The 12,521-nt window shown below is 59.2% G+C and carries 15 protein-coding genes; 14 read left to right on the top strand and 1 reads right to left on the bottom strand.

Annotation, left to right across the window (positions count from 1 at the left end):
• Positions 1-90 precede the first annotated feature (90 nt).
• The 4 genes from yajC (at position 91) to ACIOMR_RS21495 (ending at position 3,956) form a co-directional block, all read left to right on the top strand.
• A complete protein-coding gene (yajC, locus tag ACIOMR_RS21510) occupies positions 91-429 on the top strand; it encodes a preprotein translocase subunit YajC (protein WP_003175975.1) in 339 nt (112 codons plus the stop codon).
• A gap of 62 nt (positions 430-491) precedes the next feature.
• Positions 492-2,360 (top strand): protein translocase subunit SecD, encoded by a 1,869-nt coding sequence (gene secD, locus ACIOMR_RS21505; protein WP_003210312.1) that lies wholly within the window; start codon positions 492-494, stop codon positions 2,358-2,360.
• A 9-nt stretch (positions 2,361-2,369) separates the two neighbouring features.
• Positions 2,370-3,284: a protein translocase subunit SecF gene (gene secF / locus ACIOMR_RS21500; RefSeq protein WP_003210311.1), complete on the top strand. Its 915-nt coding sequence runs from the start codon at positions 2,370-2,372 to the stop codon at positions 3,282-3,284.
• Positions 3,285-3,407: 123 nt separating this feature from the next.
• Positions 3,408-3,956 carry a glycine zipper 2TM domain-containing protein gene (locus ACIOMR_RS21495; RefSeq protein ID WP_003210309.1) on the top strand — a complete coding sequence of 183 codons (549 nt, stop codon included), beginning with the start codon at positions 3,408-3,410 and terminating at the stop codon, positions 3,954-3,956.
• Positions 3,957-4,007: 51 nt separating this feature from the next.
• On the opposite strand, the gene suhB is transcribed toward ACIOMR_RS21495, so the two are convergent.
• Positions 4,008-4,823, bottom strand: coding sequence for an inositol-phosphate phosphatase (suhB, locus tag ACIOMR_RS21490; RefSeq protein WP_003175971.1), 816 nt, complete (start codon positions 4,821-4,823; stop codon positions 4,008-4,010).
• A gap of 145 nt (positions 4,824-4,968) precedes the next feature.
• Here suhB and trmJ point away from each other — a divergent pair, with 145 nt between their 5' ends.
• The 10 genes from trmJ to iscX all read left to right on the top strand — a co-directional run bounded on the left by trmJ (position 4,969) and on the right by iscX (position 12,431).
• Entirely contained in the window at positions 4,969-5,739 is a 771-nt protein-coding gene (gene trmJ / locus ACIOMR_RS21485) for a tRNA (cytosine(32)/uridine(32)-2'-O)-methyltransferase TrmJ (RefSeq protein WP_003210307.1), read from the top strand.
• A gap of 2 nt (positions 5,740-5,741) precedes the next feature.
• Positions 5,742-6,527, top strand: coding sequence for a serine O-acetyltransferase (gene cysE / locus ACIOMR_RS21480; RefSeq protein ID WP_008438291.1), 786 nt, complete (start codon positions 5,742-5,744; stop codon positions 6,525-6,527).
• A 302-nt stretch (positions 6,528-6,829) separates the two neighbouring features.
• The gene (gene iscR, locus ACIOMR_RS21475; protein ID WP_401196259.1) at positions 6,830-7,270 is read left to right on the top strand and encodes a Fe-S cluster assembly transcriptional regulator IscR; all 441 of its coding nucleotides are present in this window, start codon (positions 6,830-6,832) and stop codon (positions 7,268-7,270) included.
• Positions 7,271-7,371: 101 nt separating this feature from the next.
• Positions 7,372-8,586 (top strand): IscS subfamily cysteine desulfurase, encoded by a 1,215-nt coding sequence (locus ACIOMR_RS21470; RefSeq protein WP_008438290.1) that lies wholly within the window; start codon positions 7,372-7,374, stop codon positions 8,584-8,586.
• A 102-nt stretch (positions 8,587-8,688) separates the two neighbouring features.
• On the top strand, positions 8,689-9,075 hold the full coding sequence (gene iscU / locus ACIOMR_RS21465; protein ID WP_003209682.1) for a Fe-S cluster assembly scaffold IscU: 387 nt from the start codon (positions 8,689-8,691) through the stop codon (positions 9,073-9,075).
• A gap of 28 nt (positions 9,076-9,103) precedes the next feature.
• Positions 9,104-9,427, top strand: coding sequence for an iron-sulfur cluster assembly protein IscA (iscA, locus tag ACIOMR_RS21460; protein ID WP_003209680.1), 324 nt, complete (start codon positions 9,104-9,106; stop codon positions 9,425-9,427).
• An 8-nt stretch (positions 9,428-9,435) separates the two neighbouring features.
• Complete coding sequence (hscB, locus tag ACIOMR_RS21455; protein ID WP_401196254.1) at positions 9,436-9,957, top strand: co-chaperone HscB; 522 nt, start codon at positions 9,436-9,438, stop codon at positions 9,955-9,957.
• A gap of 51 nt (positions 9,958-10,008) precedes the next feature.
• Entirely contained in the window at positions 10,009-11,871 is a 1,863-nt protein-coding gene (hscA, locus tag ACIOMR_RS21450) for a Fe-S protein assembly chaperone HscA (RefSeq protein WP_087695132.1), read from the top strand.
• Positions 11,872-11,874: 3 nt separating this feature from the next.
• Positions 11,875-12,216, top strand: a complete 342-nt coding sequence (gene fdx, locus ACIOMR_RS21445; RefSeq protein WP_003209674.1) for an ISC system 2Fe-2S type ferredoxin — start codon at positions 11,875-11,877, stop codon at positions 12,214-12,216.
• A 14-nt stretch (positions 12,217-12,230) separates the two neighbouring features.
• Positions 12,231-12,431 carry a Fe-S cluster assembly protein IscX gene (iscX, locus tag ACIOMR_RS21440; protein ID WP_177116667.1) on the top strand — a complete coding sequence of 67 codons (201 nt, stop codon included), beginning with the start codon at positions 12,231-12,233 and terminating at the stop codon, positions 12,429-12,431.
• Positions 12,432-12,521 lie beyond the last annotated feature (90 nt).

Below are 12,521 nucleotides of genomic sequence, written 5' to 3'. Positions count from 1 at the left end.
AAGCCAAATATGCCAAGCGCGGGCTGCCTGTGCCGCCCTTGGACTGAGTTTTCCGACCCTAAGATTCACTATTTGCAACTGGAGTGCTAAATGAGCTTTTTTATCTCTAATGCCATGGCTGATGCCGCTGCACCGGCCGCTGCCGGTCCTATGGGCGGTGGTTTTGAGTGGATTTTCCTGGTCGGCTTCCTGGTCATCTTCTACCTGATGATCTGGCGTCCACAGGCCAAGCGCGCCAAAGAGCAGAAGAACCTGCTGGGCAGCTTGCAGAAAGGCGACGAAGTCGTGACCACTGGCGGCATCGCCGGCAAGATCACTAAAGTGTCCGACGCTTTCGTGGTTCTGGAAGTCTCCGACACCGTAGAAATGAAGTTCCAGAAGGGCGCCATCGCTGCCACGCTGCCAAAAGGCACGCTCAAAGCGATCTAAGTAACAACCTTTACCAATCGACGGGGCGCGCAAGGCGCCCCGCGTTATAAGCGGGCGGCGTGATGCTGAACAAATACCCTCTGTGGAAATACGTACTGATCCTGGCGGTGCTGGCGATCGGTTTTATTTATTCCGCTCCCAATCTCTATCCTGATGACCCGGCTATCCAGATCACTGGCGCCAGCACTGCGCTGCAGGTCAATCAGGCTGATCTGGACCGTGCGAGCAAAGCGCTCACCGACGCGGGTATCCAGGTTAAAGCGGCAAGTTTGGCTGCTGATGCGAAGGGCGGCTTGTTGCGCCTGACCAAGCAAGAGGACCAATTGCCGGCAAAAGACGTTGTGCGCAAGGTCATGGGTGATGACTACGTCGTCGCACTGAACCTGGCACAGACCACGCCAAAATGGCTGCGCGCGATCGGCGCACACCCGATGAAGCTGGGTCTGGACTTGTCCGGTGGTGTGCACTTCCTGCTGGAAGTGGACATGGACAAGGCCCTCGACGCTCGCCTGAAAGTCTACGAAGGCGATGTGAAGAGCCTGCTGCGTAAAGAGCGCCTGCGTTATCGCAGCCTGCCGCAGCTCAACGGTGCCATCCAGCTGGGCTTTGCTGACGAAGCAACCCGCGAACAGGCCCGTGCGCTGATCCGCAAGAACTTCAACGATTTCGACATTGTTCCGGCCGACCTCAATGGTCAGGCGGTACTGCGTCTGGCGATGACCCCGGCCAAGCTGGCGGAAATCCGTGAATACTCGATCAAGCAGAACTTGACCACGGTACGTAACCGCGTCAACGAACTGGGTGTGGCCGAGCCGATCGTTCAGCGCCAGGGTGCCAACCGCATCGTGGTTGAACTGCCGGGCGTGCAGGACACCGCTGAAGCCAAGCGTATCCTGGGTAAAACAGCCAACCTGGAATTCCGCCTGGCGGCTGAGCCGGGTGCTACCCGTGCTACTGCAGAAGAGTTCGAGTTCCGTGAAGGCAATCGTCCACCTGCACTGATCGAGCGTGGCTTGATCATTACGGGTGACCAGGTGACCGACGCCAAGGCTGGTTTCGGCGAGCACGGTACGCCTGAAGTGAACATCCGCCTGGATGGCCACGGCGGCGAACTGATGAGCCGCGCAACCCGCAGCAACGTCGGTCGCAGCATGGCGGTGATCTTCATCGAGCAGCGTCCTGTCACCACCTACACCAAGCAAGTGGTCGACGGCGTCGAGAAAGACGTACCGGTACAGACCTTTAAAGAAGAGAAGAAGATCATCAGCCTGGCGACCATCCAGTCGCCGCTGGGTGCTCAATTCCGCATCACCGGCCTGAACGGCCAGGGTGAGTCGTCCGAACTGGCGCTGCTGCTGCGTGCCGGTGGCCTGGCCGCCCCGATGTACTTCGCTGAAGAACGTACCATCGGCCCGAGCCTGGGTGCTGACAACATCACCAAGGGTATCGACGCTGCACTGTGGGGCATGCTGTTCGTCTCCCTGTTCATCATCGCCATCTATCGCTTCTTCGGCGTCATCGCCACCGTCGCGCTGGCGGGCAACATGGTGATGCTGCTGGCCCTGATGTCGCTGCTGGGTGCAACGCTGACCCTGCCAGGTATCGCCGGTATCGTACTCACCATGGGTATGGCGGTTGACGCCAACGTACTGATCTTCTCGCGGATTCGTGAAGAGATTGCTGCGGGCATGACCGTGCAACGGGCAATCAACGAAGGCTTCGGCCGGGCATTTACTGCAATTCTCGACTCCAACCTGACCACCCTGTTGGTCGGCGGGATTCTCTTTGCCATGGGCACCGGCCCGGTCAAAGGTTTTGCGGTGACCATGTCCCTCGGTATCTTTACCTCGATGTTCACGGCCATCATGGTGACCCGCGCAATGGTCAACCTGATCTTTGGCGGACGTGACTTCAAGAAGTTGTGGATTTAAGGGGCTGCCATGTTACGTACAATCAACTTCATGGGCGTTCGCAACGTTGCGTTCGGCTTCACCATGCTCCTGACCGTTCTGGCGTTGTTCAGCTGGTTCCATAAGGGCCTGAACTACGGTCTGGACTTCACCGGCGGTACGCTCATCGAGCTGACCTACGAGAAGCCGGCCGACGTTAGCCTGGTGCGCAACGAGCTGGTCAAGGCCGGCTATCACGAAGCCATCGTCCAGAGCTTTGGTGCAACCACCGACCTGCTGGTGCGTATGCCGGGCGAAGACCCGCAACTGGGTCACCAGGTAGCCGAGGCCTTGCAGAAGGTCGGCGGCGACAACCCGGCGTCGGTCAAGCGCGTCGAGTTCGTGGGCCCGCAGGTAGGTGAAGAACTGCGCGACCAGGGCGGCCTCGGCATGCTGATGGCGCTGGTCGGCATCATGATCTACCTGGCTTTCCGCTTTCAGTGGAAGTTCGGTGTCGGCGCCATTGTGTCGCTGATCCACGACGTGATCGTGACCGTGGGTATCCTGGCCTACTTCCAGATCACCTTCGATCTGACGGTATTGGCGGCGGTGCTGGCAATCATTGGCTACTCCCTCAACGACACCATCGTGGTATTCGACCGGGTTCGTGAGAACTTCCGGGTGCTGCGCAAGGCGACGTTGATCGAGAACATCAACATCTCCACCACCCAGACCCTGCTGCGCACCATGGCGACTTCGATCTCCACCTTGCTGGCGATTGCCGCACTGATGGTGTTCGGTGGCGACAACCTGTGGGGCTTCTCGCTGTCGCTGTTCATCGGCGTGCTGGCGGGTACCTACTCGTCGATCTACATCGCCAACGTGGTACTGATCTGGCTGAACCTCAACAGCGAAGACTTGATCCCTCCTGCCAGCACCGGCAAGGAGGTCGACGACCGCCCTTGATGGGTGATTGTTGATCTGCTGTTACAAATAAGGCGCGAGTATTGAACTCGCGCCTTTTTTTTTGCTCCAAGGCTGGGTATAGCGCGGATCGTTCGGTCCGTTTGTGATGGTCAGGAGGTTCACGTGAACAAGTCGTTACTGGTTGGTGCGGTATTGGGTGCTGTCGGTGTGACTGCCGGGGGTGCTGTTGCCACCTACAGCCTGGTAAAAAGCGGCCCTGAGTATGCGCAAGTGCTGGCGGTGCAGCCGGTGAAAACCCAGATTAAAACCCCGCGTGAAGTCTGCAAGGATGTTGCCGTAACCCGGCAGAAACCTGTGCAGGATCAGCATCAGATCGTTGGTACGGTGGTCGGTGCGCTGGCGGGCGGCCTGTTGGGTAATCAGGTCGGCGGCGGTAATGGCAAGAAGCTGGCCACCGTGGCCGGTGCGGTCGGTGGCGGTTACGCTGGTAACAAGGTTCAGGAAGGCATGCAGAACCGCGATACCTACACCACCACGCAAACTCGTTGTAATACCGTTAATGACATCAGCGACAAGGTTGTCGGGTACGACGTACGTTACACCCTGGACGGCAAGGAAGGCTCCGTGCGCATGGATCGTGATCCGGGCAACCAGATCCCCGTCGACAAGGAAGGGCGCCTGGTTATCGGTCAGAACCAGCCGCAGCAGTAATCCCAGGTATAAAAAAAGCACCCCGAGGGGTGCTTTTTTGTGCTCGCTCGCTTAGCGCTTCAGCGAAGCCGGCAGATGCGGCTGGATCGCCGTCAGGACTGCCTTGAAGCATTTGGTGTTGCCGGCAACCACGTGACCCTTCTCCAGGAAGTCGTGACCACCGGTGAAGTCGCTCACCAGGCCGCCCGCTTCTTGAATCAGCAGTGCGCCTGCAGCCATGTCCCACTCGGACAGGCCCGACTCCCAGAACGCATCAAAACGGCCGGCAGCGACATATGCCAGGTCCAGGCTGGCTGCGCCGGCGCGACGGATGCCGGCGGTCTGGCCAACCAGGGCGCGGAACATGCCCAGGTAGTTTTCCAGGTTGTCCATCTGGTCGTCACGGAACGGGAAGCCGGTACCCAGCAGGGCGCCGTCGAGGCTGGTGCGACCGCTGACACGCAGGCGGCGACCGTTCAACTGAGCGCCACGGCCACGGCTGGCGGTGAATTCTTCCTGGCGAACCGGGTCCAGCACAACGGCGTGTTCCAGGCGGCCACGGTATTTGCAGGCAATGCTCACGGCAAAGTGCGGGATACCGCGCAGGAAGTTGGTGGTGCCATCCAGTGGGTCGATGATCCACAGGTAGTCTTCGCCTTCGCCGCTACCTTTGTGCAAACCGGTTTCTTCACCGAGGATGCCGTGGGTAGGGTAGGCCTTGCGCAGCGCGTCGATGATTTTCTGCTCGGCGGCGCGATCCACCTCGGATACGTAATCCTTGGCGTCTTTTTCGTCGACCTTGATGGTATCCAGGCGCTCGATGGAGCGGAAGATCAATTCACTGGCGCTGCGGGCGGCGCGCAGCGCGATATTCAGCATGGGCTGCATGGATGTGTCACCTAAGGTTGTTAAAGAAAGCCGAGCATTCTAGCAGAAACTTTCTTCAGGTGAAGGACGACGTTACCTTTCATGGCATAACCTTAGGCTGTTCTGTAAGATTTGCTCCCCTTTCCCGTGTCCGAGAGCGCCTCCCTTGCTGCAAAACATCCGTGTCGTCCTCGTCAATACCAGTCATCCCGGCAATATCGGCGGCGTGGCGCGAGCCATGAAGAACATGGGGCTGACGCGCCTGGTGCTGGTGGAGCCGCGGGTGTTCCCGCACCACGAGGCCGATGCGCGCGCGTCTGGCGCCAATGACATCCTCGAAAAAGCCCAGGTCGTTGCTACCCTGGAAGACGCCCTGGTCGGCTGCAACCTCGTGCTCGGCACCAGCGCTCGCGACCGTCGCATCCCCTGGCCGCTGCTGGATCCTCGCGAATGCGGGACCAAAGTCGTGGAAGAGGCCGCCGGCGGCGCTGAAATCGCCTTGGTATTCGGCCGTGAAGACTCCGGCCTGACCAATGAAGAGCTGCAGCGATGTCATTATCACGTGCACATCCCATCAGACCCCGAGTTCAGTTCGCTGAACCTCGGGGCAGCGGTGCAGGTGTTGAGCTATGAAGTGCGCATGGCCTGGCTGGCCGCTGAAGGCCAGCCAAGCAAGGTTGAAAAGGATGAGGTTGCATCGACCAAGAGTGGCGAACTGGCCACCATGGACGAGCTGGAGCGATTCTATGAGCACCTGGAGCAAACCCTGGTGGCCATCGAGTTCCTCGATCCGGAAAAACCGCGGCACTTGATGGCGCGCCTGCGTCGGTTGTACGGACGCAGCTCGGTCAGCCGAGCGGAAATGAATATATTGCGTGGCATCCTCACGGAAACCCAGAAAGCGGCCCGTGGCGAGCTTCTTAAGCGGAAGGATTAAAAATGTTCGAGCGTTTGCGAGAAGATATCCAGAGTGTTTTCCACCGTGACCCGGCGGCGCGCAACGCCTTTGAAGTGCTGACCTGCTACCCGGGCATGCATGCGATCTGGATCCATCGCCTGTCCGGCGCCTTGTGGGGCATGGGCTGGAAATGGCTGGCGCGGCTGGTGTCGAACTTCGGCCGTTGGTTGACCGGGATTGAGATTCATCCGGGCGCCAAGGTCGGTCGTCGTTTCTTTATCGACCACGGCATGGGCATCGTTATTGGTGAGACCGCCGAGATTGGTGATGACGTGACCCTTTACCAGGGCGTAACCCTGGGTGGCACAACCTGGAACAAAGGCAAGCGCCACCCTACGCTGGAAGATGGCGTTGTAGTCGGGGCGGGCGCGAAGGTGCTCGGTCCGTTTACCGTGGGTGCGGGCGCCAAGGTCGGCTCCAATGCTGTGGTGACCAAGGCTGTACCGCCTGGCGCAACGGTTGTCGGTATTCCGGGGCGGATCATCGTCAAGCCGGAAGTGGGTGATGAGCAGGAAGCCAAGCGCAAGGCCATGGCCGAGAAGATCGGCTTCGATGCCTATGGCGTCAGCGAAGACATGCCTGACCCGGTAGCGCGTGCCATCGGTCAGTTGCTGGATCACCTGCAAGCGGTGGACGGCAAGCTGGACGGTATGTGCGGTGCCCTGAAAGACCTCGGCAGCAGCTACTGCGCCAAGGATCTGCCTGAGCTGCGCAAGGAAGACTTCGCCGAGATCAAGGACGAAAGTGCCGCCACCAAGGCTGGCTGAAGTCTCGCAATCACTGCAAAACCCATGTGGGAGCGGGCTTGCTCGCGAAAGCTGCGCGTCAGTCACCGAATATATTGACTGAATCACCGCATTCGCGAGCAAGCCCGCTCCCACATTTTGACCTTCATTAGTCCCGAATTCCCGCTTGGCCCTGTTCCCGCTGGTCCATCCCGTCCCGCCCTGCTATGATTCGCGCGCCCTTTTTACGGGTATTCCTGACTAAAGTACTAGGTCTTATAGTTGACTTAAATACTCGGGAATCGCATACTTGCTCCCATTCTGAAACACCTTGGTACTTGTCCATGAGACTGACTACAAAAGGCCGATACGCGGTGACCGCCATGCTTGACCTGGCCTTGCACGCGCAAAATGGGCCGGTGTCCCTGGCCGATATCTCCGAGCGCCAAGGCATTTCCCTGTCCTACCTCGAGCAGTTGTTCGCCAAGTTGCGCCGCAGCAATCTGGTTTCCAGCGTTCGTGGTCCAGGCGGTGGCTATCAATTGTCCCGCGACATGCAGGGCATACAGGTCGCCCAGGTGATCGATGCGGTGAACGAATCCGTCGATGCCACCAAATGCCAGGGGTTGGGTGATTGCCACGCTGGTGACACCTGCCTCACGCACCACTTGTGGTGTGACCTGAGCCTGCAGATCCATGAGTTTTTGAGTGGTATCAGCTTGGCTGATCTTGTGACTCGCCGTGAGGTGCAAGAAGTAGCCCAGCGTCAGGTCCAGCGCCGTTGAAACACCAAGGCGCCGCGTGTGGAAATTTTTGAAGCGTCCGCCGTCGAGTGACAGCCGAAGAGCTAACGGCACGCCAGCCAGCCTGATTTAGGAGAAAGTCCATGAAATTGCCGATTTACCTTGATTACTCAGCGACCACCCCGGTTGATCCGCGTGTCGCGCAAAAGATGAGCGAATGCCTGCTGGTTGACGGAAACTTCGGTAACCCGGCGTCCCGTTCCCACGTTTTCGGCTGGAAAGCTGAAGAGGCAGTGGAAAACGCTCGTCGCCAGGTCGCTGACCTGGTGAATGCCGACCCACGTGAAATCGTCTGGACCTCCGGTGCCACCGAGTCCGACAACCTGGCAATCAAGGGTGCGGCGCATTTCTACGCGACCAAAGGCAAACACCTGATCACCACCAAGATTGAGCACAAGGCTGTCCTCGACACCATGCGCCAACTGGAGCGTGAAGGTTTTGAGGTTACCTACCTCGAGCCAACCACCGACGGTATCGTGACCCCTGCGATGATCGAAGCCGCGATGCGTGAAGACACCATCCTGGTTTCCGTGATCCACGTGAACAACGAAATCGGCACCATCAACGACATCGCCGCCATCGGCGAGCTGACCCGCTCCAAGGGCGTGTTGCTGCACGTCGACGCTGCGCAGTCCACCGGCAAGGTCGATATTGACCTGTCGAAACTGAAAGTCGACCTGATGTCGTTCTCTGCCCACAAGACCTACGGACCTAAAGGCATCGGCGCCCTCTACGTGAGCCGCAAGCCTCGCGTACGTATCGAAGCCACCATGCACGGCGGCGGTCACGAGCGCGGCATGCGTTCGGGCACCCTGGCGACCCACCAGATCGTCGGCATCGGCGAAGCGTTCCGTGTGGCCAAGGAAGACATGGCTGCCGAAAACGTGCGCATCAAGGCCCTGAGCGATCGCTTCTACAAGCAGGTCGAGCACCTTGAAGAGCTGTACATCAACGGCAGCATGACCGCCCGTGTACCGCACAACCTGAATTTGAGCTTCAACTACGTCGAAGGCGAGTCGCTGATCATGGCGCTCAAGGACCTGGCGGTTTCGTCCGGCTCGGCCTGCACCTCGGCTTCCCTTGAGCCGTCTTACGTCCTGCGCGCCCTGGGCCGCAACGACGAACTGGCTCACAGCTCGATCCGCTTTACATTCGGCCGTTTCACCACCGAAGAAGAAGTCGACTACGCCGCGCAGAAAGTCTGCGAGGCCGTCACCAAGCTGCGTACCTTGTCCCCGCTGTGGGACATGTACAAGGACGGTGTCGACATTTCCAAGATCGAGTGGGCGGCACACTAAATATAGAAGCCGCCACCCAAAAGGCTCTGTAAAGACGTGGCGGAAAACGCAGGCGTGTTTGCAGGGTTCCAGAGCGGCCCTGATGAGTGAGGATTCAGTACCATGGCTTACAGCGAAAAGGTCATCGACCACTACGAAAACCCGCGCAACGTCGGCAAGATGAACGCGGAAGACCCTGATGTCGGCACCGGCATGGTCGGCGCTCCGGCGTGCGGCGACGTTATGCGCCTGCAGATCAAGGTCAACGAAGCTGGCGTTATCGAAGACGCCAAGTTCAAGACCTACGGTTGCGGTTCGGCCATCGCCTCCAGCTCCCTGGCGACCGAATGGATGAAAGGCAAGACCCTGGATGAGGCTGTGACTATCAGCAACACCCAGCTGGCCGAAGAACTGGCCTTGCCGCCAGTGAAAATCCACTGCTCGGTACTCGCAGAAGACGCCATCAAGGCGGCCGTTCGCGACTACAAGCAGAAGAAAGGCTTGATCTAAGCAATTTGGCGACGAGTAAGGAGTCACGATGGCTATCAGCATGACAGAAGCGGCTGCGCAGCACATTCGCCGCTCCCTGAATGGGCGCGGTAAAGGTGAGGGGATTCGTCTGGGTGTTCGCACCACAGGCTGTTCCGGCCTTGCCTACGTGCTGGAGTTTGTCGACGAGGTGGTCGAGGAAGATCAGGTGTTCGAGAGTCACGGCGAAAAAGTGATCATCGACCCGAAAAGCCTGACCTACCTGGACGGCACCGAACTCGATTTCGTCAAGGAAGGGTTGAACGAAGGCTTCAAGTTCAACAACCCCAACGTGCGCGGTGAATGTGGCTGCGGCGAAAGCTTCAACATCTGAGGCTGATCGTGGGTACTCCTTGTCATTTCGCTTTGTTCGAGCTGCAGCCGAGTTTTCGACTGGACCTTGAACAGCTTGCCACGCGCTACCGTGAACTGGCGCGTGGGGTGCATCCGGACCGCTTCGCTGACGCTTCCGAGCGTGAGCAACGCCTGGCGCTGGAGCAATCAGCCAGCCTCAACGAAGCCTATCAGACGCTCAAGAACCCTCCCAAACGCGCGCGCTACCTGCTCGCGATGGGCGGTCGCGAGCTGCCGCTTGAAGTCACGGTCCAGGACCCTGATTTCCTGATGCAGCAGATGCAATGGCGCGAGGAGCTTGAAGAACTGCAGGACGAGGCTGGCCTGGCCGGAGTCGCAGTGTTCAAGCGCCGTCTGAAAGTGGCCCAGGATGAACTCAACGAAAGCTTCGCAGCCTGTTGGGATGATGCAGCGCAACGTGAACAGGCCGAACGCCTGATGCGGCGCATGCAGTTCCTCGACAAGCTCACCTACGAAGTGCGCCAGTTAGAAGAGCGCCTCGACGATTAACCCAGTGCCGCCCAGGTTGCACGCCTGATATACAGATAAGTCCTGATTACCATGGCCCTACTGCAGATCGCCGAACCCGGTCAAAGTCCTCAACCGCACCAGCGTCGTCTGGCGGTCGGGATTGACTTGGGCACTACCAATTCGCTGGTCGCTGCATTGCGCAGCGGTCTTTCCGAGCCGCTGCCCGACGCGGATGGCCAGGTCATCCTGCCGTCTGCCGTGCGTTATCACGCTGACCGTACCGAAGTGGGCGAGTCGGCCAAGCTGGCGGCGTCTACCGATCCTTTGAATACCGTGCTGTCGGTCAAGCGCTTGATGGGTCGTGGTTTGTCCGATGTCAAGCAGCTGGGCGACCAGCTTCCATACCGCTTTGTCGGCGGCGAATCACATATGCCGTTCATCGACACGATCCAGGGCCCGAAAAGCCCGGTGGAAGTGTCGGCCGATATCCTCAAGGTCTTGCGCCAGCGCGCCGAGACCACCTTGGGTGGCGAACTGGTAGGTGCGGTGATTACTGTTCCTGCATATTTCGATGACGCTCAGCGCCAGGCCACCAAGGATGCGGCGAAACTTGCCGGCCTGAACGTGCTGCGCCTGCTCAACGAGCCGACCGCAGCCGCTGTGGCTTACGGCCTGGATCAGCACGCCGAAGGCCTGGTGGCTATTTACGACCTGGGCGGCGGTACCTTTGATATTTCGATCCTGCGCCTGACCGGCGGTGTCTTCGAAGTGCTGGCTACCGGTGGCGATACCGCCCTGGGTGGCGATGACTTCGATCACGCCATTGCTGGCTGGATCATCACCAGCGCCGGCTTGTCTGCCGACCTGGACCCGGGTGCGCAACGTAATTTGCTGCAAACTGCCTGTGCCGCCAAAGAAGCGCTGACTGACGCTGCGTCGGTTGAAGTTTCCTACGGTAGCTGGTCGGCTCAACTGACCCGCGAAGCGTTCGATTCGTTGATCGAACCGATGGTCGCCCGCAGCCTGAAAGCCTGCCGCCGCGCCGTGCGTGATTCCGGTGTCGAGCTGGAAGACGTGGTCGCCGTGGTCATGGTGGGTGGTTCGACCCGCGTGCCGCGTGTTCGTGAGGCGGTCGCTGAAGCCTTCGGCCGTCAGCCGCTGACTGAAATCGACCCGGATCAAGTGGTGGCTATCGGTGCCGCGATCCAGGCCGATACCCTCGCCGGTAACAAGCGTGATGGTGGCGAACTGCTTTTGCTCGACGTGATTCCGTTGTCCCTGGGGCTGGAAACCATGGGCGGCCTGATGGAGAAGGTGATTCCCCGCAACACCACCATCCCCGTTGCCCGCGCCCAGGACTTCACCACGTACAAAGATGGTCAGACGGCCATGATGATTCATGTGCTGCAGGGCGAGCGTGAGCTGATCAGCGACTGCCGTTCCCTGGCGCGCTTCGAATTGCGCGGCATTCCGGCGATGGTGGCTGGTGCGGCGAAGATTCGCGTGACCTTCCAGGTCGACGCCGACGGCTTGCTCAGCGTTGCCGCTCGCGAACTGGCCTCCGGCGTTGAAGCCAGCATCCAGGTCAAGCCGTCCTACGGCCTGACCGACGGCGAAATCGCCAAGATGCTCAAGGATTCGTTCCAGTACGCCGGTGACGACAAGGTCGCCCGCGTGCTGCGTGAGCAGCAAGTCGACGCCCAGCGCCTGCTCGAAGCGGTGCAGGGCGCCCTTGAAGCTGACGGCGAGCGTCTGCTGGATGCCGAAGAGCGCATGGTCATCGACCTGCAAATGCAGGAACTGGCTGAATTGATGAAAGGCACCGATGGTTACGCCATCGAGCAACAGACCAAGCGCCTGTCGCAAGTGACCGATGCCTTTGCCGCCCGTCGCATGGACCAGACGGTGAAAGCCGCCCTGGCGGGCCGCAACTTGAACGAACTTGAGGATTAACTGATGCCGCAGATCATTTTTCTGCCACACGCCGAGCATTGCCCGGACGGTATGGTTGTGGAGGCTGAGACCGGCAAGTCCATTCTCGAAGTCGCTCACGATAACCACATCGAGATCGAAAGCGCCTGCGGCGGCGTTAACGCCTGTACCACGTGCCATTGCATCATTCGCGAAGGTTTCAATAGCCTGGAAGAGGCTGATGAGCTGGAAGAGGACTATCTTGATAGGGCGTGGGGCCTTGAGCCGACGTCGCGATTGAGCTGTCAGGCAAAAGTGGGAACAGAAGACCTTACCGTCGAAATTCCGAAGTATTCGCTCAACCATGCCGCCGAAGCGCCGCATTGATTCAAGGAAATGTCATGAGCCTGAAATGGGTTGATGTACAAGAAATCGCTATCCTGCTGGCCGATGGTCACCCGGACTTGAACCCTTATTCGCTGAACTTTGTAGCTTTGCGTGACATGGTCATGGCCTTGCCAGGGTTCGAAGATGACCGGGAACGCGGCGGTGAAAAGGTGCTTGAAGCTATTCAGACTGCCTGGAAAGAAGAGCAGGACTGAAGCCTCCCTTACGCAGTTAGGCAATACCCAAGAACCCGCGTATAATTCGCGGGTTTAATTTTTCGCAAATTACCGTTTCTGGAGTTACAC

This window comes from Pseudomonas sp. NPDC087814 (assembly GCF_044742865.1).
Taxonomy (GTDB): domain Bacteria; phylum Pseudomonadota; class Gammaproteobacteria; order Pseudomonadales; family Pseudomonadaceae; genus Aquipseudomonas.
Note: the sequence above shows the minus strand (reverse complement) of the source record. Positions and strands in the feature narration are given on the sequence as shown.

Coding starts and splice junctions, on each gene's coding strand:
- suhB (WP_003175971.1), bottom strand. CDS start 4,823: ATGCAGCCCATGCTGAATATCGCGCTGCGCGCCGCCCGCAGCGCCAGT.
- secF (WP_003210311.1), top strand. CDS start 2,370: ATGTTACGTACAATCAACTTCATGGGCGTTCGCAACGTTGCGTTCGGC.
- iscU (WP_003209682.1), top strand. CDS start 8,689: ATGGCTTACAGCGAAAAGGTCATCGACCACTACGAAAACCCGCGCAAC.
- cysE (WP_008438291.1), top strand. CDS start 5,742: ATGTTCGAGCGTTTGCGAGAAGATATCCAGAGTGTTTTCCACCGTGAC.
- ACIOMR_RS21470 (WP_008438290.1), top strand. CDS start 7,372: ATGAAATTGCCGATTTACCTTGATTACTCAGCGACCACCCCGGTTGAT.
- iscX (WP_177116667.1), top strand. CDS start 12,231: ATGAGCCTGAAATGGGTTGATGTACAAGAAATCGCTATCCTGCTGGCC.
- yajC (WP_003175975.1), top strand. CDS start 91: ATGAGCTTTTTTATCTCTAATGCCATGGCTGATGCCGCTGCACCGGCC.
- hscA (WP_087695132.1), top strand. CDS start 10,009: ATGGCCCTACTGCAGATCGCCGAACCCGGTCAAAGTCCTCAACCGCAC.
- iscR (WP_401196259.1), top strand. CDS start 6,830: ATGAGACTGACTACAAAAGGCCGATACGCGGTGACCGCCATGCTTGAC.
- fdx (WP_003209674.1), top strand. CDS start 11,875: ATGCCGCAGATCATTTTTCTGCCACACGCCGAGCATTGCCCGGACGGT.
- secD (WP_003210312.1), top strand. CDS start 492: ATGCTGAACAAATACCCTCTGTGGAAATACGTACTGATCCTGGCGGTG.
- iscA (WP_003209680.1), top strand. CDS start 9,104: ATGGCTATCAGCATGACAGAAGCGGCTGCGCAGCACATTCGCCGCTCC.